Origin of the sequence: Noviherbaspirillum massiliense JC206 (genome assembly GCF_000312045.1) — a bacterium.
GTDB lineage: Bacteria > Pseudomonadota > Gammaproteobacteria > Burkholderiales > Burkholderiaceae_D > Noviherbaspirillum > Noviherbaspirillum massiliense.
Genome location: NZ_HE978634.1, coordinates 1356841 through 1379359 on the forward strand (window position 1 = coordinate 1356841; position 22519 = coordinate 1379359).

The 22519-nt window shown below is 62.2% G+C and carries 18 protein-coding genes; 2 read left to right on the plus strand and 16 right to left on the minus strand.

What is annotated here, in order from left to right:
* The first annotated feature begins 253 nt into the window (after positions 1–253).
* Complete coding sequence (locus HGHM_RS06790) at positions 254–1864, plus strand: FAD-dependent oxidoreductase (protein ID WP_019140765.1); 1611 nt, start codon at positions 254–256, stop codon at positions 1862–1864.
* Here HGHM_RS06790 and HGHM_RS06795 read toward each other — a convergent pair.
* The 15 genes from HGHM_RS06795 to wecB form a co-directional block, all read right to left on the minus strand.
* On the minus strand, positions 1856–3025 hold the full coding sequence (locus HGHM_RS06795) for a polysaccharide deacetylase family protein (RefSeq protein ID WP_019140766.1): 1170 nt from the start codon (positions 3023–3025) through the stop codon (positions 1856–1858). The genes HGHM_RS06790 and HGHM_RS06795 overlap by 9 nt on opposite strands.
* A gap of 97 nt (positions 3026–3122) precedes the next feature.
* Entirely contained in the window at positions 3123–4517 is a 1395-nt protein-coding gene (locus tag HGHM_RS20895; RefSeq protein WP_019140767.1) for a putative O-glycosylation ligase, exosortase A system-associated, read from the minus strand.
* Positions 4518–4682 (minus strand): hypothetical protein, encoded by a 165-nt coding sequence (locus HGHM_RS23120; protein WP_019140768.1) that lies wholly within the window; start codon positions 4680–4682, stop codon positions 4518–4520. It lies immediately after the preceding gene.
* Between the two features lie 46 nt (positions 4683–4728).
* The gene (locus HGHM_RS06810; RefSeq protein ID WP_019140769.1) at positions 4729–6213 is read right to left on the minus strand and encodes a lipopolysaccharide biosynthesis protein; all 1485 of its coding nucleotides are present in this window, start codon (positions 6211–6213) and stop codon (positions 4729–4731) included.
* Between the two features lie 147 nt (positions 6214–6360).
* Complete coding sequence (locus HGHM_RS06815; protein WP_019140770.1) at positions 6361–7650, minus strand: glycosyltransferase; 1290 nt, start codon at positions 7648–7650, stop codon at positions 6361–6363.
* A 105-nt stretch (positions 7651–7755) separates the two neighbouring features.
* Complete coding sequence (locus tag HGHM_RS06820) at positions 7756–8748, minus strand: polysaccharide deacetylase family protein (protein ID WP_019140771.1); 993 nt, start codon at positions 8746–8748, stop codon at positions 7756–7758.
* 66 nt (positions 8749–8814) lie between these two features.
* Complete coding sequence (locus tag HGHM_RS06825) at positions 8815–10038, minus strand: glycosyltransferase family 4 protein (protein ID WP_019140772.1); 1224 nt, start codon at positions 10036–10038, stop codon at positions 8815–8817.
* The gene (locus HGHM_RS06830) at positions 10035–11210 is read right to left on the minus strand and encodes a glycosyltransferase family 4 protein (RefSeq protein ID WP_019140773.1); all 1176 of its coding nucleotides are present in this window, start codon (positions 11208–11210) and stop codon (positions 10035–10037) included. The genes HGHM_RS06825 and HGHM_RS06830 overlap by 4 nt, the downstream gene beginning before the upstream one ends.
* A complete protein-coding gene (locus tag HGHM_RS06835; RefSeq protein ID WP_019140774.1) occupies positions 11198–13117 on the minus strand; it encodes an XrtA/PEP-CTERM system amidotransferase in 1920 nt (639 codons plus the stop codon). The genes HGHM_RS06830 and HGHM_RS06835 overlap by 13 nt, the downstream gene beginning before the upstream one ends.
* A complete protein-coding gene (locus tag HGHM_RS06840; RefSeq protein ID WP_245549167.1) occupies positions 13102–14271 on the minus strand; it encodes a TIGR03088 family PEP-CTERM/XrtA system glycosyltransferase in 1170 nt (389 codons plus the stop codon). Before HGHM_RS06840 ends, HGHM_RS06835 begins: the two co-directional genes overlap by 16 nt.
* Positions 14272–14284: 13 nt before the next feature.
* Positions 14285–15799 carry an exosortase A gene (gene xrtA, locus HGHM_RS06845; RefSeq protein ID WP_019140776.1) on the minus strand — a complete coding sequence of 505 codons (1515 nt, stop codon included), beginning with the start codon at positions 15797–15799 and terminating at the stop codon, positions 14285–14287.
* A complete protein-coding gene (locus HGHM_RS06850; protein ID WP_019140777.1) occupies positions 15796–17079 on the minus strand; it encodes a TIGR03087 family PEP-CTERM/XrtA system glycosyltransferase in 1284 nt (427 codons plus the stop codon). The genes xrtA and HGHM_RS06850 overlap by 4 nt, the downstream gene beginning before the upstream one ends.
* 4 nt (positions 17080–17083) lie before the next feature.
* Positions 17084–18166: a FemAB family XrtA/PEP-CTERM system-associated protein gene (locus HGHM_RS06855; RefSeq protein ID WP_019140778.1), complete on the minus strand. Its 1083-nt coding sequence runs from the start codon at positions 18164–18166 to the stop codon at positions 17084–17086.
* Complete coding sequence (locus HGHM_RS06860; RefSeq protein WP_019140779.1) at positions 18163–19011, minus strand: XrtA system polysaccharide deacetylase; 849 nt, start codon at positions 19009–19011, stop codon at positions 18163–18165. Before HGHM_RS06860 ends, HGHM_RS06855 begins: the two co-directional genes overlap by 4 nt.
* 44 nt (positions 19012–19055) lie before the next feature.
* Positions 19056–20216 carry a non-hydrolyzing UDP-N-acetylglucosamine 2-epimerase gene (wecB, locus tag HGHM_RS06865; protein ID WP_019140780.1) on the minus strand — a complete coding sequence of 387 codons (1161 nt, stop codon included), beginning with the start codon at positions 20214–20216 and terminating at the stop codon, positions 19056–19058.
* A gap of 733 nt (positions 20217–20949) precedes the next feature.
* Between wecB and HGHM_RS06870 the strand changes: the two genes are divergently transcribed.
* On the plus strand, positions 20950–21543 hold the full coding sequence (locus HGHM_RS06870; RefSeq protein WP_019140781.1) for a PEP-CTERM sorting domain-containing protein: 594 nt from the start codon (positions 20950–20952) through the stop codon (positions 21541–21543).
* A gap of 133 nt (positions 21544–21676) precedes the next feature.
* Here HGHM_RS06870 and HGHM_RS06875 read toward each other — a convergent pair whose 3' ends face one another.
* Positions 21677–22519, minus strand: coding sequence for an XrtA/PEP-CTERM system-associated ATPase (locus HGHM_RS06875; protein ID WP_019140782.1), 843 nt, complete (start codon positions 22517–22519; stop codon positions 21677–21679).

Sequence of the window (22519 nt, forward strand, 5' to 3'; positions counted from 1 at the left end):
CAGTGCTCCCGGTTCTTCTCCCAACGATTCCCAATCGACGTGCTGTTGAAGTTGCGCCGGTTTCCCGGGTTTGCGATTTCGCAAAGATTTCGCTTTCGGCGGACATACACTCTTTGACGCGCAGATCCTGCGCAGATTCGATCCCCGCCCGCCAGACGGCTGGAACATTCCGCACCATGCAGTTCGTTGGGGCAACACCGCATCTAACCACCAACAAGAACATGAAAAACAGAGACAGGGAAGGTATTCGGCCATGCTGATAGAGGGGGAGGCACTGGCACCGGGAAGCTGCATCCAGGCCCGGGTATGCATTGTCGGCAGCGGCATGGGAGCAATCTCCGTCGCTCGCGTCCTGGTGGATGCAGGCATCGATATCCTTCTGCTGGAGGCAGGGCCCGTGACGACATCCCGGCGCACGGCGCCTGCCATCGAGGTCGAATTTACGGGACAGCCATTCCGCCTGCCGGTCAGCCGCGGGCTCGAGGTGGGCGGCGGCACCGCGTTCTGGCACGGCATATGCGCCGAGCTCGACGATATCGATTTCCAGCAGCGGGACTGGATACCGCATAGCGGCTGGCCCATCAGCAAGGAAGACATGGCTCCCCATTATCGGGAGGCATGGGAGCAGCTTTGCGGAGGGGATCGTTCGGCTCATCCGGAAGTGGACGCGGGGCTGGCGCGGCTGCCTGTCGCAGCCGACAAGCTGCAGAGCAAGGTCTATCAGTTTCACTCGCCGCCATTTCGCGGCAAGGAGCTGCTCGTGAATTGGTGCGGGCAGGGCAAAGCGCGCTGCATCGCGAGCGCCACCGCCTTGCAACTGGTGGCTGACGAGGCGGGGACGGTACGTCATCTGATTGCGGGCAGCGGCGGCCGGACATTCACCGTGAAGGCAGACGTGTTCATCGTAGCTGCCGGCGGGCTGGAAACACCTCGGCTGCTCCTCAATTCCGGCGCCGGGGAGATGGCCGGACTTTGCCGGGACAGCTGGTGGCTGGGACGCAATCTGATGGATCACCCTGCCGCATATGTGTCGCAGGTGGTATTTCGCAAGCGTGTCGACGGGCACCTGTTCTCGGGGTTCGATATCGGCGGCGCCGTGAAAGCCTTGCCGGGCTTCGTCGTCCAGCCGGGACACCAGCGCACACACAGGCTGGCGAACCATACCGTATTCATCCGCCCCGGCATCAACGGCCGCAAGGTGCCGAACCTTTCCCTGATGTCCTTCCTGGGCGTGCGCGGCGTGCGGGACCTGCGAGCCTCCCATCTGAAGGACATGCTGACTGACAGTTATATTCGCTGGCGCGTCTTTCATCAGCGTTTTCATTTCAACTGGCGCACGCACTACGGCGATCTGTTTTTCATGACCGAGCAACTTCCCAACCCGGACAGCCGGGTCGACCTGTCCGAACACAAGCGTGACCGCTACGGTTATCCGGTGGCGCGCGTAAACTGGCAGCTCGGCAGGGAGGATGTGGACAGCTTCGAAAGAAGCCTGCACCTGATCATGGACAGCCTGGACCGGCATCCCGACGTACGTTCGACCCGCAAGGACGGGATCGAAGACTGGGTGGAGTCGGCAAGTTCCGCTGCTCACCATCTCGGCACCGCACGCATGGCCTTATCCCCGGCCGATGGCGTGGTGGACAGGAATCTGAAAGTCTTCGGCGTGAATAACCTGTGGGTCTGCGACGGCTCGGTGTTTCCCACTGCCGGCAGCGCCAATCCCTCGCTGACGATCTGCGCCCTTGGCCATCGGCTCGGCGTTCACCTGCTCTCGGGAGGCACAAGATTGCAGGATGCGCCCGAGGCGGGCCGGCGTTTCACCACCAGTGTCAGGCCGGCACCTGCCGAGTGGTCACAGTAGAAAAGTCAGCCAGAGGCCGGTCTCTTCTGGAAGAATCACCCGAGGCATTTCCTGTGCCAGCAGAAAGCAGGCAGTGTGGGTGGAGAAGCGCCGCGAAACACAGGCGAGACTTGCCTTCAGCCTGCCAGTGCACCGGCGGATGAAATCCGTAAAGCCGCTCATCTCTGCCTCGAACTCGAGCGCGCTGACGTTCCCGCCATCGAGAAAACGCGGCAGATAATAGCGATCATCCTTCCCACCTGTTGCGACGAGACCCGGCAGGCAGGTGGTGGCGGAAGCGACGCCCATTCTCTGCAGTGCAGTTGCGGCGCAAGCATCGAAGTTGCCGCTCGGGTAGCAATAATGGCCAGGCTGCGGCAATCCCATTGCAAGAATGGTTTGCCTGCAGATCTGCAGATCGCGTTCGAGGGCGGCTGGATCGCCCGCGGGATAGCGATGCACATGCCCATGCAGTTCGATGCTGCACCCGCCCGCCTGGGCCCGCAGCAACTCGTCGCGGGACAGGTATTCGAACCGCCGCGACTCCAGCGCCAGGGCAGCCTCGGGAACGCCGAGACAATCGGCGAAACGGTGGAGGCCCGCATGCACTTCCTCGCGCGTGTGGAAGGTTTTCGATACCCATGCCACGGCGCGTTCGGACAGCATCTGCCGGGAAGACGGATTGCCAAGGTCATAGCTGCCATCGAGATCCTGATGAAGCCCGGACAGTGTCAGCTTTGTGCGTGCCGATTTCCACACGATGTAGCGTATCGTCACTGCGGGAACAGCCCACCCCTGAAGAAAGTGTTCCGTGCACACATACAAGGTCGACGGGAGGTCCCATTTCCTGAGGACTGGAAGAAGCGTATGTCCCGTCGAAAACCAGCCGTCGTCGAAGGTGATCACGGTCGGCAGCCGTGGCCGCGATGCCGAAGCGGCCAGCATGGAAACGGCTTTGTCCAGCGGGATGATATTGAAGCCCTTGTCCAGCAGCCACCGCACCCGGGATTCGAATACATCGGCAGGGCAGAACAGCAAAGGGTTGTATCCGTGCTCATCCCCGATGCATCCGCCGTGATAGCAAAGAATGCGTATCCTGGACCGGGTCAGGATACGAAACAGGGCAAAGACACCGAACATGCGGGCGAGTAAGAAAACGAGCAGCTTCAATTTCCTGTTCATTCCGGTACCTGCAAACTGTGGATGGTAGCCATGATTAAAGCCTGTCTCTTCTTCTTGCGCTTCACGGGGACGACCGCGCCGAAGAAAGGGCGACGAGCTAAGGGTTTGTATGCCATCGCCTGCCTGCTTTCGATTGTGCCGGGTTTTCAGCAACGACACTGGACGGCATCGCGAGAACCTGCGGGCTCTCCGCCGAAGACACGGATTGCGTGGAGGAGAGTGCCTGCATGACGTGCCGCTCGAGCACCGCGACGATGCCTGAAAAAATATAGAACAGTTCGAAGTAGCCCATGCTTACCGCCGCGCCGCTGATCGCATACACCAACAGGGAAACACGCAGAATGTCCGAGAGATCGCTGGCCCAGACAAGATTGGGTTGGTTGCGCGCGAGCCGTTTCACTGACAAGGCCGTACGCCATGCATTTGCCCATATCAGGATGAAAAGACCCAGGCCGATGAATCCGGTATCACCCAGCACCTCAAAATAAATGCTGTGTGCGGCCCGGACCTGTTCTGTCGGCGGCGGTGTCGGAATAAAGTCGAGAAAGCCTATGGTTTCCTTGAACGTGGACCAGATCGCAGGTGCCTGCACGGCATGAAAGCCACCGCCGAACCATGGATTGCTCAGGGCAATCGCGGTGCTGACCTTCCACGCGATTACCCGCGTCATGAAGGATTCATCCTCGCCTGCGTTATTGATCGTTTCAACCCGGTGAAACCAGGATTCGGGGGCGAATTGGAACAGGGTCAGGGCGACGATAGCCACTGCGAAGAAGGAAAGGAATTTCCGGCGGCTGGAAAACACCATCCACAATCCCAGCGCGCTCAATCCGATGAACCCGCCGCGCGAAAAGGTGCCCATGACTGAAAATGCGGCAAGAGCAAATGCAAGGAGAAAACCGAAGCGGACCAGCTTCTTCTTCGAGTACTGATACAGAAAGAACAGAACGGGAATGATCATGAGCTGGCCGACCGCAAAGTGATTGTTGTCGCTGATCATCGAGGTGGTAATTCCTGTCACCTTGTGTCCGCCACCCGAAGCGAGGAATTTCGCGCCTTCCAGCAAGCCATGAAATCCCATGCCGATCGCAAGGGCGATGAGCAGGACATGCAGGCGCAGCCGGTTGTCCAGGAATGCCGGCATCACCAGGCAAAAGATCAAGGCCTTGGCGAGGTTCTCGTAGACGTCGAAGTTGAGCGGGTTGGTCGAGTAGCCGAGCAGCGCGCAAACGCTCGCGTGGACAAGGAAGACCAGCTGCAGTTTTTGGGTGGTGCTGAGCGGCAGAAAGGAGCGCTTGCTGTTGAGGAGAATGGAGCCGAGTGCTATGCCGGCAAAAAGGAGATTGATGCGTGCCGAGGCCATGAATCCGTACATGTAGAAGTTCGGGGAAAAAGCCGAAGACCAGGCCCAGAGCACGTAGGCAACGAAGCCGTCGGCCAGTACCGACGGCAGGAGGAACGACAAGGTGGCAAGCATCATCAGGTCGCGCATTTACATTTCTCCGCGCTTTGCATTTGCATGGCTCTGGTTCTTGTCTGTCCGGTAGGCGAACAGCCATGCATCCGGCTCAGCCTCGCGGCGCTTTGAAATCCGGCGGTAGCCATTGAGCAGAAGTGCAATGGCAAGCAGCTCGCAGGCGATCAGAATCGATTCCATGGGCTTTCCTTATACGGACAGTAAATGAACCGGCCGGAACATCGCTTTATGCCGCAAACCCAGTCGTGCGCTTTACCGGCAAGCGCGCAACTTTCGCAAGAAGATATGATTCGGCTCCTTCCGGCCTGCCTGCCATGTTCCACATCGCCAGCACCGCGGCTGGAAAAACCAGCATGCCGGTAGCGATCTTGGTGACGAGCATGGCAAGCGGGGGCAGGTGCAGCAACTCCGCCACAAAGGTCACCGCAGCAGCCATGATGCATACGCCAAGGAAAGGGCGCAGCGTCGTGCCGAGGATGTCGAGCAGGCTCACGTTCTGCAGCAGGCGCAGCAGCAGGCCCAGCGACAGCAGCATGCACGCCAGCGCAGTCGCCAGCCGCAGCCATGCCATCTCCAGTGCGGCCGGCTGGTGGAAAAACAGGAAAGCCAAGGTTCCGAACATCAGGACTTGGTACCAGCTGAGCAGGGAGGCGTTGCGTACTGCATCCAGCGTGAGAAAGACATAATTGCCGCTCGCGGTGACTGCCTCGACCACGTTGGCCAGCGCCAGAACCTGAACGATCGGTACGACGAACAGCCATTGCTCCCCCAGGAGGATGAGGACCGTTTCATGGGCGACGAGGGCAAGGCCGACCGCCATCGACATGCCGAGCAGGCATTGCACGCCTTGCGCGAGCAGGTACAGACGCTTCATTTCGGCAGGGTCATGCCTGGCAGCGACAAACGCCGGAAACAGTACCCGGTTCAGCGGCGCGAGTATTTCCGTCGAAGGCATGCGCGCGGTTTCATCGGCCAAAGCGTAGCCGCCGATGATGTTTGCACCGGACCAGCGCCCGAGAAGGAACTTGTCGATGCCGCGATTCAGGTATGCGCCGATGTTATTGGCGAGCATCCATTGCGACACCGAAAAGATGTCCCTGAATTTTTCGAGGCTGAGCCGCGGGCGCATCGGGTGCATCTGGTAGCTGAGCAGCACGCCGATGCTGCGACCGGCCAGCGTGCCGATGACCAGTGCCCAGTAATTGCGGATGAACCATGCCGCCGTGACAGTGATGAAAAAGGCAGCCAGGCGCTTGATGAAGACGAACTTGAAATCCATGTCGAAGCGCATTTCCTTTTGAAAGGTAATGATTCCGATGTTTTCCAGGCCACCCAGCAGCATGTTCAGCGCCATCCAGTACAACACCGGCGTGATGCGAGGGTCGTTGAAATAACCTCCCGCATACGAGGCGGAAAGGAAGACGGCGGCTGCGACAAATGCCGACTGCAGCAGGCGCAGCGTCCACGCGGTGTCGAAGTGCGCCTGCGTGGCGGCGCGGTTCTGGATCAGCGGAACATTGACACCGAGCGCCAGCATGACTTCCACCAGGCCAGCGACCAGCGTAGCCATGGCGATGATGCCGAAATTGTCCGGCGCCATGAGGCGTGCAAGGATCAGGGTGCTGGTGAATCCGACCAGGCGGTCAGCCCAGCGCATGGAGACCGTCAGGATGGCGCCCTTGAAGATGTTTCTGGAAGGGGTTTCAAACATCAGTACTGGCCCATTTGCGGGAGTGGTTGTGCGCGGGAATGCGGGAGCATGCGCAACGGCGCGGGCAGTGCTGGGGCTCTGCATTGCTTGCCGGCATATCGAACCGAGCCAGTCTATGGAAGTTCCGGGAGAAAACATTGATGGATCTCAATCTGTCTTTCCGGCATGCATCCATGCAGCTGCCGGTTGCAGGCAGGCCTGGCTGAACAGGGTTGCCAGCTGGCGGGCGCGGTGCGCGCGCGAGGAGGCGGCGATGAGCTCATCCGAGGCGCACAGGGCACGGCCTTGCCTGATGTCGCTGATGAATTCGGGAAGCGCATGAACAATCCGGTCCGCGGAATCGATCGGTACGATGTTCCGGAATCCTGCGGCTTCCAGGACCCGCGCCGTTTCCCCGCGGGGATCGACCAGGGCGAAAATCGGCCTGCGTGCACGGAAATATTCGTAGATCTTGGCAGGCACCTGCGTATTGAATGGCGTGCCCTGGATGGCAAGCAGGCCGTCGGCTTCGAGCATTTCGCGCAGCGCTTCGCGGTAGGGAAGCGGCGGTTCTATGCGCACGATATCGTCGACTGCATGCTTCTTCGCCAGGCCGAGGAAATAGGGGGCGTCGCCCGTGGCGCGAAGGATGACCGACAGCGATGACGGGCTCGCGCGGCCATCCGCTTTCAGCCGGGAGATCGCTTCGAAGAAGGAAGAGGGATCGCGGCCATCCGGATAGAGAACGCCGCTATGGAGCAGGGTGATCCGCCGCTCGACGTTGTTCGCATTTCCGCTGGGGCTCGGTCCGGCAATGCCCTGGAATCCTTCTTCATCGTAGCCATTCTCGATGACCATGAACTTGTCCGGCGCGATTCCCGGGAATCGCTGCCGGTAGCTGTCCAGCGCACTGTGCGTGGTGAACACGGCTTTGCAGCAATGCCGTATCGCCTGTCTCTCTATCCATGCGAAGCACCGGCGCTGCAGCCAGGTTTCGGGATGGCCGGGCTGCAGCATTGGATCCCGGAAGTCGGCAATCCATGGAATGCCGGTCAGGCGATGCAGGGTCAGGCCGATCAGATGCGAGGTGGCGATGGGGAAGGTCGACCAGATCACTTCGGGTTTGTACTTGCGGATCAGTGCCAGTCCGGCAGGGACAGCCGAGAACCACCATGAAATCCAGCGGTCGGGCAGCGCCAGAATGCCGGGATAGCGACCGAACAGGCCGAGATGGCGCTTGGCGTCGAGCGCGTACGGCCGCCGCACCACTACGGATGAAGGAATGCTCGCCAGTTGCGAGGGATTCTTGGCGCTGTAGGCCATGGGATGCGCCGAAAGCACCAGCGGCTCCCAGCCGTATCTGCCCAGATGCCGGGAAAAGCTGAGCGTACGCTGGATGCCGCTGCTTGCCGCTTGCGGAGGGAAATGAAATGCAATGATGAGTGCGCGCTTATTCATGTTGGTAAATTGCCTCAAGCGACGTGCGATCCCGAGCGCCTTGCGGTTGCGGCCTGTCCGGCACTCCACGCCGGACCAGGGACTGTTTCCCGGTTGCGCATGACTTCATTGCCCTTGCCCCGCCAGCCAGCGCAGCAGGCGCAATCCGAACAGGGAGGGCGTTCTATCCCATGGCCGGCAGCGCGGCAGCTGGAACCGGTCGTGCTCCCGGGTCGCCGCGCCCAGCGCCGTGGTGAAGGCGGCGACGAATCCGGCCTCCCTGGTCATGCGAATGTGGCGTTCATTGAAATCCTTGCCCGGCTTTCCGTTCGGGTAAGCGAACAGGCGCACCGGGCGTCCGGTGAGGGATTCGAGCTGCGTCTTGCAGGCGGCAATCTCGTAGCATGCGGTCTCATCCTCCAGGCTCGTCAGAATGGGATGCGAGACGGTATGGCCGCCGATTTCGATTCCCTGCCGCGCGAGTTCGCCCACCTGCCGCGGCGTCAGCATGAGTGGCGGAGAGCGCCGGCTCCCAAGGGAAGTCTCCAGTTCCCGGATCATCATGGCGCGCCCATCTGGAGGCAGATACTTTGCCCGTGCGGTCAGGCTGTCGATCAGCTTGCGCCGGTCCTCCATGGTTTTCAGTGGATGATTCCCGAGGCCGATATGGCGCAGGTCGACCGATCCGGCCTCATGGCGCTGTACCGCTTCGATGATGCGGTCGTTCCACATGCTGCCCTTGCCGAGATAGCCGGTCGTCACGAACACGGTCGCATGAACCCCGCAGTCCTTCAGAATCGGAACGGCCAGTTCGTAGACCGAGCGGTAGCCGTCATCGAAGGTAATGCATACCGCCCTTGGCGGCAGGTCCCCGGCCTGCTGCGCCGCCAGTGCCTCATGCAGAGGCATTACGTTGAAGCAGTCGGCAAGCAGTTCCACCTGCCAGCGAAACGCGTTCACGTCCGGCTCCGCCGCCAGCAAGGGATCGGGCATCGCCAGAATCCGGTGATAGTTGACGATGCACAGGCGGCGGTTTGGCTTGTCGCGCCGCGCGATGCGGTCGCCTGCCGCGCGCAGGAGGCGTGCGGTCATGGCGGCCGGCTTTTTATGGGCCGTCATGGAATGTCCCTTGCCGGTGAACGGGCGTCTGGAAAAATCGGCGTGACGGCCGGTGACGCGCTGCGCTCATGCATGGCTGGATTCCTCCTTGCGCATGGCTGGCAGCGCTTCATTGCATCTCTGAAGCAGCGCGTCCCGGATGCGGGCCGCATTCGCATTCCAGTTTCTGTCCCGGAGGATAGTTTCCCTGCCCTGCGTTCCCAGGTGCTGCGCAAGACTCTCATCCTGCAGCAATTTCACCAGGGCCGCGCGCAGGCCCTCGACACTGCGCTGCTCGAAGATCAAGCCCTGTTCGCCGTCGTCCATGGCGTCGAGAATCGGGGAATAGTCCGGTGCGATCACCGGAACGCCAAGAGCCATGTATTCGAAAATCTTCATCGGCGATCCGTAGTCGTTCGAGTCCGGCATGACACCGACATAGAATGCCGACATGGCCGCAGGCAGTTCATGGTGCTTCTTGCGTCCGCCAAAGATCACGCGCTCCATGAGCCCGTGGCGGGAAACCAGGGCGCGTATCCGCTCCAGCTCCGGGCCGTCCCCGACCAGCAGCACCTGCGATTCCGGGAAGCGGTCGGCAATGCCGGCGTACGCTTCGATCAGAAGGTCGAGCCCATGCCAGGGATAGAAGCCGCCCACGAAGCCGATGATTTTCCTTGCCACGGATTTATGCCTGAGCGCTGTGGGGGCGAATTGCACGGGGTCCGCCGCGTTGGGCAGCATGAGGATTTTTTCTTCCGGGATGCCGAAGTCGTGCATGAGTTCCTTCTTCAATGCCGAGGACACCGGCACAAGCAGTGTGGCGCTGTTGAAGATCCAGCGGTCCATCCTGCGCGCCAGCGGCATCAGCAATTTGCTGCGCCGGCGCACTAGCGGGCTTTTCGAGGTGTAGTTGACCTCGACGATCAGAGGCAGCCGGGCGAATTTCGCAAGCAGCGATCCGACGATCCCGAATACCGCGTAGCGCTCGAACACCCATTGGTACGAGCTCACGCCGATCCTGAGAAGACGCCAGCAGGCCAGCAGGTTGTAGGCGATCTCCAGCAATTCGAACACCAGTTCAGGCGCATGTCTGCTGATCAGCGGCAGCAGCTTGCCAGGTTTGGGAGCAGCTTTCTCCGCGGAGGGCGCCTGCACGGCAGCCGGGCGCACCAGTCCGTGCGGGGACAGGATGTCGACGCGGACGCCGGCCTCCTCGAGCGCGCGTGCGATGCCGAGGATATGCACCTCTTCGGCGCCGCCGCCCTGTGTCCTGTGCAGATACAGGACGTTTTCCTTGTACTGCCCGCTCACGGTCTCTTTCTCCTCAGGCGCCTGAATACGTCGATCTGTCCGCGGGTGGTTGCATCCCAGCTGAATTGTTCGGCATAGCGTCTCGTCGCGGCGCGGTCCGGATAGCAGGCGCGCAGGGCGGCGACCGATTGCGCGACACCGCGTGCGCTGCGTTCTTCCATCAGGATGCCTGCCGCCGGCGAGGCGACGACTTCGGGCGTGCCCCAGACTTTGCTGGCGACCACCGGCGTACCGCACGCCATCGATTCCAGCAGGACATTGGCCCATCCTTCGCGGCTGGAGGCGAGCACCAGCGCATCCGCCGCGCCGTAGCAGGCCTTCAGGCGCTCCTGCGGCAGGGTGCCGAGGAAACGGACACGATCGCTCACGCCGAGGCGTTCGGCCAGCGCTTTCAGCGTAGCCTGTTCCGGGCCGGCGCCGGCAATGAGAAGCCGGACGTCCGGCAATTCGGTCAATGCGCCGATGACCAGGTCATGGCCTTTGTGCGAAACCAGGTTCCCCACCGACAGCAGGGTGAAATGTTCGAGCTGGAGTTCCCGCCGCGCCTGGTCACGGTCGACCGGACGGAACAGCTGCAGGTCGACGCCATTACGCAGGGTCACCACGCGTCCGGCATCCGCGCCGAGGGCGATCAGTTCCTGCCGAAGCGCGTCGCAGACTGCGATGGCGCAGTCGGCGTGATCTACCGCCCAGCGGATCATCTTGCGCGGCAGGCGGTATTGCGGAATGAAACTGATGTCGGTTCCGCGCGCGGTGATCACCACGGGTTTGTTGAAATACCTGCCGAGCATGGCGGCGGCAACGCCGTCCGGATAGAAGTAATGAGCATCGATGACGTCGAAGTCATAGCCTTCGTCGATGATGCGCCCGATGACGGGCTTGACCGCATTCGCGAGGAGGAAGGGCGCTGCCGTCATGCCTAGCTTAGGCACCACCGGATAGCGGGGGTGGACGATGTCGTATCCGAAGCGGCGGTCGGCGCGTGGCGCCTGCGCAAACTTCGCGTAGCGGCCGAAACGCGCATGCCGGAAGGGAAACCAGGGAACCGGTGCGACCACGCGGGAACGGACCTTGCCGCTCGCGACGAGATGCCGCAGCCGGGTCTCGACGAAGATGCCGTTGGTCGGGTGCGCCCGGTTCGGGAACAATGTGGTGAATGTCAGGATGTCCATTGCGCCAGCTCGCTGGGTTGATGAACGGATTGCAGGAATGCCTCGAACATGAGCACAGACCACAGCGGGGCGCTGTGGTCCCGTGCGCCGGACTGATGCTGGTCGACCATCTGCTGCAGATGGGAGCGGTTGAAGATGCCGGTGTCGAGCAGCAGGGGGCTGAGCGCGGCTGAGCGCATCTTTTCGCGCAAGGGGCCGCGCAGCCATTGTGCCAGCGGGATCGAAAAACCCATCTTGCGTCGGTACAGGATGTCGTCCGGGAGGTAGGGCTGGAGCGAGGATTTGAAAATGTGCTTGCCTTCGCCGCCCTTGAGTTTCAGCGCGGGCGGCAGGCCGGAAACCCATTCGACGAACTTGTGATCGAGCAGGGGCACGCGCACTTCAAGTGCATGCGCCATGCTGGCGCGGTCCACCTTGGTGAGGATGTCGCCCGGCAGGTAGGTCTTCATGTCGAGGTATTGCACAATCGACAGGGGGGCGTCGCTCGGCGCGTGGGCGGCATGGCGGCGCATGACTTCGATCGCGCGGTAACCGTCGAGCCGCTTGCGGAAACCATCGCTGAAAAGCCGCTCCCGCATCCGGTCGGGCATGATCGAGACGCCGTGGAAATAGCCTTCGACGAGATCGCGGGCGAGCGCCTCGAAAGTGGTCTTGGCGCGGAACACCCGCGGCGCCCAGTCGGCTTTCGGGTAGACCTGTCCCAGGAAACCAAACACCGGCTTGCGCACTGCAAGCGGCAGGCTCGAGCGCAATTGCTGCTCGACCATCGCATAACGGTAGCGCCGGTAGCCGGCGAAATTCTCGTCCCCGCCGTCTCCCGACAAGGCTACCGTCACGCGCTTTTTCGCCAGCTGGCAGACGCGGTAGGTCGGGATGGCGGAACTGTCGGCATACGGTTCGTCATAGAGGCGCGCCAGCGTGCCGATCAGGCCGTAGTCGTTCTTGTCGACGGTCTCGGTGTGGTGCTCCGTGCGGTACTGCAAGGCGACCTTGCTGGCGTAGGCGGACTCGTCGAAGGCGGGATCGTCGAAGGCGATCGAGCAGGTGTTGACCGGGCCATTCGTCAGCTGCGCCATCATCGCGACCACCGCGCTGGAGTCGACGCCGCCCGACAGGAATCCGCCCAGCGGAACATCGGACACCAGGTGGCTTTTCACGGCTTCCTGCAGGCGGGCGATCAATTCCCGTTCGATGTCTTCCTCCGATGCAACCGCATGGGGATGGAAGGGAACATCCCAGTATTTCCGCGGCTGGGCTGCGGCTGAACCGGGGCGCAGGGTCAAGGTGTGGCCGGGCGAAAGCTTGAACGCGCCTTCGAAGATGGTCCGCGGCTCCGGTATGTAGCCATAGGCGAAATACTCTTCGACGGCACAGGGGGACAGCTTGCGCTGCAGGCCGGGGATCGTCAGGAGGGACTTGAGCTCCGAGCCGAAGGCGAACATGCCGTCGGGAAGAATGGTCCAGAACAGCGGCTTGATGCCGAGGCGGTCGCGCGCCAGGAACAGAGTTTTTTTGTTGCGGTCCCAGACGGCAAAGGCGAACATGCCTTGCAGGCGCTGCACGCATTCTTCGCCCCATTGCTCCCAGGCGTGCACGATGACTTCGGTATCGCAGCGGGTGCGGAAGCGGTGCCCCAGCTGGAGCAGCTCCTCCATCAGTTGCCGGAAGTTGTATATCTCGCCGTTGAATACCACCACCACGCTGCCATCTTCATTGAACAGCGGCTGCTTGCCGGAAGACAGATCGATGATGGACAAGCGGCGATGTCCGAATCCGATGCCGGGTTCGAGATGCAAGCCGCCCTCCACCGGACCGCGATGCCGCTGGGACTCGTTCATCGTCGCCAGCAGTCCGCGGTCGATGGACCGGGTGCCGCGCATGTCGAACAGGCCTACGATTCCACACATGGCTCAACGGCTCCTCTGGGTTTGATCTTTCTTGCACATAATTCGTCGTACAGATTCAGGTACGCGCCCAGCATTGCCGCGATGCTGAAATGCTCTTCCACGTATGAGCGGCCGGCGCTGCCGTGGCGTGCGATCCGCTCCGGGCGATCGAGATAGGTCGAGATGGCCACTGCCAGCGCTTCGGGATCGGATGGTGCAACCAGCATTCCGGAGACACCGTCGATCACCACCTCGGGAATGCCTCCCACCTGCGTGGCCACGACCGGCAAGCCGCTTGCCATGGCCTCCAGCAGCGTGACCGGCGTGCCTTCGGCGACGGAAGACAGCACGAACAGCGAAAACCCGCGCATCACATCCGGGATGTCGGTGCGCGCGCCGGGCAGCCATACGGCATCCGCAATGCCGGCTTCGGCCGCCTGCAGCCGGATCGCAGGCAGCAAAGGGCCGTCACCGACAATGGCGAGGCGAAGCTGGTCCGCCCGGGCCGGCATGGATTTACGGAGGTGGATGAAGGCGTCGAGCAGCGTGCGGTGATCCTTCACGTCCTGCACACGCCCGACGGTGCCGATGACGAAGCAGCCATCCTGCGTCTTCCTTGCCCTGGTTCCGGCGTCGAACGGGCTGAATCTGGCCGTGTCGACACCGTTCGGCACCAGCCGGTTTTTCGCGTCCGGTATGCCGACCGTGTCGCGCAGCCAGCGCTGCAGGTCGCGCGACACGGGCACGTAGCAGTCGATAACGGGCAGCAGCAGGCGCCGCAGCAGATTGTGGCTGCGGTTCCGTCCTTCCGGATCGTCCGCGCTCCGGCCGTGCTCGGCGTGGATGCGGACCGGCACGCCGGCCAGCGTGGCGGTGAAGGCATATTCGGCCGCCGCGATGTTGTAGGTATGAAGGATGGCCGGCTGCAGGCGGCGCAGGAGTTTCCAGAGCTTGAAGTGGATGTGCAGCCCGAGGCCCGGCGGCTTGTCCAGGGAATGGATTTCGACATCGGCCCGCGCGATCTTGCGGGCGAAGCCAGTGAAGCCGGTCAGGCATACGACGGCATGCCGGTACTTTTCGGGCGGCATGCGATTGATGCACTCCACCAGCAGCGTCTCGAGGCCGCCGAAATCCAGCCGGTAAATCAGATGCACGACAAGAGGAGGTGGTGTCATCGCTCTCATCCCCTCATTGCCTGTTGAATCCGAGTGCCGCCTCGAGAGGCTGCAGGTGCCCGGCCAGGAAGCTGCGCATCGCGGCGCGCGCTTCTTCCGGACTGTAAGTGTAGGGCGCGAAAAGGAAAAGCGCCGCGCCGTCATCACCGCGCAGCAACAGCTTTTCCTTGGCCTGCAGGAGCTTGCCGACATAGTCGCTGGCGGTGAACCGCCCATCTATCCAGTACCACGACCAGACCAGCAGCTGGCTGGATCCGGCGCTGATGCGAGCCTCGCGCAGGGCCAGCTCGTGTCCGGCTACCGATTCGATCCGGCCCACGGTGGCCGCATGCAGCCAGCGCTGCTCCCCTTCGGGAACGAAGCGGTTCGACGAACTGATCAGCTGTGCGTCCGGACGCTGGTTGCGATAAAACATGACGGAGACACCGACGTGCTCCTGCCCGCGCTCGAAGAAGCGCCGCAGTTCCATGTTCGAAGGCATGAACCCGGGCTTCCAGTCGGTGAACGGCTTGGCTTCCTTCCACTCCGGTGCGAAGCTGCTCAGGGAAGGCGTCGCCGGATTGAAGGAAGCGCGGTCCACCATACCTGCGTACCAGGGCCAGAATGCCAGAAAGGCGATGCTGGCAATGGCCGCCCCTGCAATCGATGGCATTCGCACCGAAGCGGATGCTGCATGGGTACGAGGCGCAGGCGGGACAGCTTCATCTTCCCGCCAGAAGCTGCCGAGCCAGAACATCAGGAACATCACGATGCCGAAGAACACCCAGCCGTAGATCAGATGGTCCACACCCGCTGCAAGGCGGTTGCCGCTGAGATGGCCGATCATCACGATCAGGTAGGCGCGCACGCCGTTGGCGATGATGGGAACGACGATCGACAGCAGCACGAACGCGGCGCGGCGCAGGCGCGAACGGTAATTCAGGTAGGCGTACAGGCAGCCGAGGGTAAAGGAAGAAATCAGGTAACGCACGCCGCTGCAGGCCTCGACCACCGACCAGCTGCCGGTAGGGATTTCGAAATGGCTGCCGTTGCGCAGCACCGGAATCCCGGTCCACTGCAGTGCCGCCACGGTGAAGTCGGCGGTGAAGCGGATCAGGGGATCGATGAAGATTTCGCCGAAGGGCACTGCCAGCAGCAGGAAGAACAAGGGAAATGCGAGCGTCCTCGCCACTTTCATGCCGGCCACGGCCAGTACGATGAGCGGCAGCATCGCCACAAGCATGTATTGCCGCACTACCTGCACATTGGCGAGTTCGGCCATCAGCCAGCCGAAGCCGGCCGCGGCCAGGAACACGAGTGCAGGCCAGCACGGCTTCAGGGGAAGCTGCATCAGTTCTTCGCGCCGGCGCCAGACGAGCCACAGGCTGATCGGCGCGATGACATAGCCATGCACGAAGGTTTCCGAGCTGTTCCAGATCGAAACGATGGAGCGGGCGGTATCGAGATAAATGGTCAGAGGCGCCAGCAGCGCAACTGCCAGGACGATGCCGGGCAGGACATGGGCCGGATATGGGCGCGGAGCGTTCACGGCGCTTCCTTTACCGGCAGCTTTGGTTCTTGCAGCGCCGCTGGCACGCTGCTCTGGGCTGCTTCCGGCAATGGGCTCGTCGACACTGAAGACGGCTCGAGCAGGGCATCGACTTTGGCGAGCTGGCTGCCCCATCCGTATGCCGCTTCGACGCGCGCCCGCGCGCGCAGGCCTATGGCGTCGTCAGGCCGGGCCAGCAGCGTCGCCACCTCCTCGGCGAATTGCCGCGCATCCCCGGCCAGCAGCAAGTCGCGACCGGGCTGCGCTTCTATGCCTTCGAGGGCCGCAGGCGAGACGACCACCGGCTTTGCCATGGCCATGGCTTCGAGCACCTTGTTCTGGATGCCGCGCGCGATGCGCAGCGGTGCCACTGCCATCCTTGCATGCGCGAGATAGGGGCGCACGTCCGGCACGGTGCCGGTCACGCGCACGCCCGGCAGATCCGCCAGCGCCTTGACCTCTGGCGTCGGGCGCGAGCCCACGACATAGAAACAGGCATTGGGATGCCTTGCGCGCACGGCGGGCAGGACGTCGTGCGCAAACCATGTCACCGCGTCGACGTTCGGCCAGTAATCCATTGCGCCGGTAAACACGATGGCGGATTCGTGAGCCGGATAGGGATTCGGATATTCCCGCTCCGACGCGAAATATCCGGTATCCACGCCGTTGCCGAAGAAGCCGATCCTGTTAACACTTTCCGGCGCAAGCCGGCGGAACAGCGCCGCCTCTGCTTCGGACACGAACAGGGAAGCGTCGAAGGCCCGTGCTACCTGGCGCTCGTAGCGAAGCAGCCGGCGCGCTTCGCGCCTGTAGATGGCACGCATCGGCCATCTGGCGCGGCGCGCATATTGCGCCCACTTGTCGGAATCGACATCGACGAAATCGATGACGCGGCGCGCCTGCGTCATCCCCTCCACATACTGGGCCATGGCAGACGAGAACACGAGCACATGGGACACCGGATGCCTTTGCATCAGCTCATCCACCCACGACTGCAAGCCGGCGTCGCGATAGTAATCCAGCGTGAGCGGACGGCCGGCGGGCAGGGCGGCCAGGCTCTGCAGCCTTGCCCAGCGCGGGTCCAGGCGCGGGAAGCAGGTGTCCCCGCACAGCTGGCGCACCGTTCCGGCATGACGCCGGTCATCCGGGTCGTCGATGAAGGCGCCGAGATGCACATGGAAGCGCTGCGCAAGATGTTCCAGCAGATGCCAGGAACGGATCTTGTCCCCCTTGTTGGGCGGATAGGGCAGGCGATGGGCCAGGAAGAGAAGATGCTTCATCCCGCTATCCAAGGTTCCTGACGATGCGAGGCCCGATTGCATTGGCGACCGGCAGCGGCAGGCGCTGCCACAGCTTGATGAACAGGCGGTATTTCGGATTCAGGGGATTGTTTTCAGGCACGGCCTGTGCGCGGTGCAACTGATAGGAATAATGCAAGGGTTCCGGCTCGAATCCCCAGTTCTTCTTGAAATCGTAGGGGCCGGTGCCCCGCTTGCTGCGGCCGAAATCAAAGACGGTGCACCCGCGCGCGGCAGCGCGGCGCATCAGTTCCCAGTACATGAAATCGTTGCCTGCCACTTCGCGCGCTTCTTCCGTACCACCGCCGTAATAGGGCAGGACTTCATTGCGGAAGTAGAAACTCAGCACGCTGCTGACGGCCCTGCCATCCTTGGTGATGGTGAGGATTTCGCAATCTTCGCCAAACACTTCCTTCAGGGTGCGGAAGTATTTTTTCGAAAACACCGGCGTGCCGAGACGGTGCACGCTGGACGCATAGGCATGGAAGAAACGTCCGATGTCGGCATCGGTCGCGCTTTGCAATCCGGCGCGCATGCCCTTGCGCACCATGGCGCGCTGCTTGCGCGGGATCGCCTGCATGTTCCTTTCCTCGTCGGCATGGATCTGCTTGCGGAAGGTGACGTAGAGGTCCCTGGTGATCCATCCGGGCTGCGCCTGGCTGCGGTTGCGGTATTCCAGGTGCCCGACTTCCAGTTCGGCGGCCAGCTTTTCCGCCGCCTTGTGCAGTGCCTCGCGCGCGGCATCGGTGGCGGCCGCGATGCCGCCATAGACGCAGAACGGCAGCGAGCTGAGCGAGTGGCCGAACAGCCGGCTCCTGATTTCCGCCAGCGGCAGCACACCCACGATTTGCCCGCCGGCCTCGGCATAGAAGAACCAGGTCTTGTGGCCGAAGGCGCGCTCGATCACCGACTTCCAGCCGGCACGGTGGAAGAAGCTCGCCTCCGCGCAGTCGAGGACGAAGGCGTCCCATCTCGCCTCATCCCCCGGAAGCAGCAGTCGAACGATGGTCTGTGGCGCATCGGCGTGGGCCTGGGGACGACCCTGCCGGAGTTCTGTCAGTGTGCTCAATTTTTCACCAGGAAGATATTGTCCATGCGGTCCCATCGGAAGTCGCGCGTCAATGCCTTGATGCGCGCCTCTGTGCGGTGGAGATTGACGTAGTGGCGGAAACGGGTCTTGATGCACAGGCCCGGCACGCGCGGCTGGCCGGGATCGATTTCCCACGGGTGGAAATAAAAGATGCCGGGCTGCCGGTCTTCGGTATTGACCCGCTGCAGCAGCCAGCGCGATACCGCGTAAGGCAAAAGACGGAAGTAGCCGCCGCCGCCGGAGGGCAGGTTTCGCTGCATCAGGCGCACGGTCGTGATCGGCAGTTCCAGGAGCCCGTTTCTGCCGTTCGGATAAAAGGCGAAGCGCGGGGCATCCGGCATGCCATAGTGATCGTGCTGGATCGGGTAAATGCTCGAGCTGTAGCGGTAGCCCGCGTCGTACAGCATGTCCAGCGCCCACAGGTTCTTCTTCCCGATGGAAAAGCTCGGCGCACGGTAGCCCAGCACCTTCTGGCCGCTGATATCCTCCAGCAGCGCCTTGCTGCGGCGGATGTCCTGGAGGAATTCGCCGGCGCTGAGTTCGGTGGCGCGATGATGCGCATAGCCGTGGCTTGCCAGTTCATGGCCGTTCGCGGCGATGCGTTTGACCATGCCCGGGTAGCGCTCGGCGATCCAGCCGAGCGTGAAGAACGTGCCCTTGATGCCGGCTTCCTCCATCAGGCGAAGGATGCGGTCCACATTCGCTTCCACCCGGCAGTCCATCTGCGACCAGCGGCTGCGGGCGATATGGGCGTCGAAGGCCGATACCTGGAAATAGTCTTCCACGTCGATCGTCATCGCATTGCGGATCTGGGTTGCCGGCATCGCATGTCTCCTCTTGATGGCCTGGGCCAGGCACGGTCGCGTATTCATCTCGGGAAGCCCTTGCCGGCCCAGGACCGTATGGTCTGCGCGATTCGCACCGATGTCTTGCCATCCCAGAATTCCGGTATCCGGCCCACCTTGCCGCCGGTGCGCAGGGTCTCGTCGAGCAGCGCGAGGATGCGTTCCGGGTCCTGGCCGGCGAGGATATTGGTTCCCTCGTCGACCGTGACCGGCCTTTCGGTATTGTTCCGGAGAGTGATGCACGGCACGCCGAGCGCAGTGGTCTCTTCCTGAATGCCGCCGGAATCGGACAGCACGACGCGTGCATCCTTCATGAGCCCGAGCATTTCGAGATAGCCCATCGGAGGTAACGCCAGCAGGCGCGGTACATCCAGTTTCCTGCGCAGCCCGAACTTGTCGATCATCGAGCGCGTACGGGGGTGGATCGTGAAAATGACGGGCAGCCTATGCGCAGCCTGCGCGATGGTATCCAGCAGCCTGCCGAGGATGTGCGGGTCATCCACATTGGATGGACGGTGCATGGTGACGACCGCGAATCCGCCACGGTCTGCGGGGAAGTCCTTTCTGCCGGCGTGACGCAGGATGTCCGCCACCGGGACGGCCCGCTGCAGATTGCGGTGCAGGGTATCGATCATTACGTTGCCTGCGAAGTGGATGCGCGTCTCGGCTATGCCTTCGCGCAGCAGGTTGTCGCGGCAATGCCTTTCGGTGGTAAACAGCAGGTCGGAAAGCTGGTCGGTGAGGATGCGGTTGATTTCTTCCGGCATGCTGCGATCGAAGCTGCGCAGGCCGGCTTCGACATGGATGACGGGAATGCTTTTCTTGGCAGCGACGAGGGCGCAGGCAAGGGTGGAGTTGATGTCGCCGACGACCAGCACGGCGGAGGGGCGGATCTCGTCGAGCGCCGGCTCGAAGCGGCGCATGACATCGGCCGTCTGCGCCGCGTGGCTGCCGGAGCCGACTTCCAGGTTGATATCCGGCGCGGGAATGCCTAGCGCGTCGAAATACTGATGATTCATGGACTTGTCGTAATGCTGGCCGGTGTGAACCAGCCGTGCATCAAGCTCGGGAGCATACTCGCTCAGTGCGGCCATGATCGGCGCCATCTTCATGAAATTGGGACGCGCTCCGACCACGCAGAGAATGCGCGGGCGCGGACGGTGGTCGGGTGTGGGCATCTGCATAGGCGAGGTATCTCTCAACGTGTCATCGGACAGCATCGAAATGCGTCAATGGTGATCAAGCGCAAGGAGGAAGCGGCGGAATACGGCGACAATCGGCAGGTAATGAGCGGGCGCGGCGCTGGCAGGCCCTGGACAGCGACGGACAGGGCCTGCCTTTTTCCTTTGCCGGCGCCCGGCAGGAGCGCGGCTTTGCGCTCATCCCGCGGACTGGCCGTAGTTCCGGGCCTATGTCGAACAACACACGCTGCAGCCGGAACGCGCTGCAGCATGCAAGGCTTGCCGAAGGCTGTCGATCTCTCCCCTTATCTCCACTCGCTGAAAGGCATGCATAGGTTCACTCCCTGATTGCTTTTCTCTTCGGTCGTGGCCGCTTCTGATGTGCTGGCTCTTGTCTGGACCGCCGCGATTGTTTTTCTATGTGCGGCATGACAGGGGCTATTGTGCAAGTCGCTCCCGTGCCAGACATTGACAAAAAACAAATGATTAAGGAGTCGCAATCTTTCCAACGAGCGAGAACTTGTGCTTGCAATGGCTTGCTGCGCCATACGCATTTCTCTTCACATGGAAGGATGGATGCGAGTGCGATCAGGAAGGATGTCGGTGCTTCTTACAGCGCGAACGAGGCCGAAGAAAAATCCCGTTAATTATCAGGCATGTAAATCTGGGCATTAATCCTGCTTCATGCGTTCCGGAAATTCATGCTTGAACCATAACGAACAACAAGGGATGGAGAATGACTCGGCAACTCTTACGCGCCTGTACGGCGCTTGCACTGGCCGGGAGCTTTGCCAGTGCGCAGGCAGCACTGATCAATGCGCCTCTACCGGATAACGCTTACATCACGCAGAATGGCCTCGACTGGGCATGGGGATCTCCCTTGCCGGCGAGCGCGGGCATCGATCTTTCCGTCCAGGGGGCATATGGCTGGCGTCTTCCCACGCTGGAAGAACTTGCCATGGCACCGCTTGCGACGGACTTCATCTTTGACGGGGCGAACGTGCCGCTCGGCGGAACCGATGCCGTGAGCGGAGCCCGATTCACCTTCGGCAATTCGGCCCTGACCGGAGCGGCCGCATGCGCCGCCGCCTATTTCAGCAACACATACCGGCATTGCGACTGGCAGGATGGCAAGGGCCAGCTCTATGGCTTGTGGGCAGGCGACAGCGGAGCATGGTCGTTTGCCGACCAGCTTCTCGTGCGGATCGCTGCATCCAGTCCGGATCAGGATGACACGCATGCAGCGATTCCTGAACCGGCTACGGCTGCGCTGCTTGGCGTCGGACTGCTTGGATTGTGCGGTGCCCGCCGCAGAAGGGTCAGGGGCTAGCCTGAAGGATCGGCATCGGCGGTATTCCGGACCTTCTGCGGGAGGTTTGCCGCTTGCGGCTGCGTTTGCATGCGGGCGGCGCAGCAAGGCCGTGCCGCTCGCACCGGAACCGGACGCGGTGTCGAACGCGCTTTCAGTTCTGCGGGACCAGCGGCGGCGGCAGGGTGAATTCCTGCCGGATATCCGCGATCACTTCATCGACCTCGGCCTTGCCAAAGGCGTGGAGCTCTTCCAGGCAACCCATGAGGAACAACCGGTCGCAGAGCGTGTTGATCCGGCGCGGAATGCCGCCCGAGAATTCATGGATGGCACCGTACGCTTCGGCATGCAGCGACGGATCGCCGCGCCAGCCGGCCGTGTGCAGGCGGTGTTCGATGTAGGAACGGGTTTCGGCGCAATCCATCGGCCCGAGATGGCAGCTGGCGATTACCCTTTGCCGCAGCTGTTCCATGTCCGGACTCAGCAGGGTCTTGCGGAATTCCGGCTGGCCGAGCAGGAAGGTCTGCAGCAGGCATTTGTCGGATGTCTGGAAATTTGACAGCATCCGCAATTCCTCGACCGCACGCGGACTGAGGTTCTGCGCCTCGTCGACCACCAGCAGGGCGCGCTTTCCATGCTGGCCGCACTGGCGCAGGAAGATTTCGAGCCGGTTCAGCATCGTCGCCTTGCCTGCATTTTCGAAAGGAAGACCGAAGGCAGCGGCAACCGCGCGCAGGATGTCGTCCTCATCGAGATGCGTGTTCACGATCTGGGCGGCACGCACCGTGCCGGATTCGAGCTTGCGGAACAGGTTGCGTACCAGGGTCGTCTTGCCGGCACCGACTTCGCCCGTGATGACGATGAAGCCTTCCTCCCGCGACAGGCCGTATTCGAGGTAGGCCATGGCGCGCTTGTGCCCCTTGCTGCCGAAGAAGAAATGCGGATCGGGCTTGAGCTGGAAGGGATTGGCATCGAGGCCGTAGTATGACTCGTACAT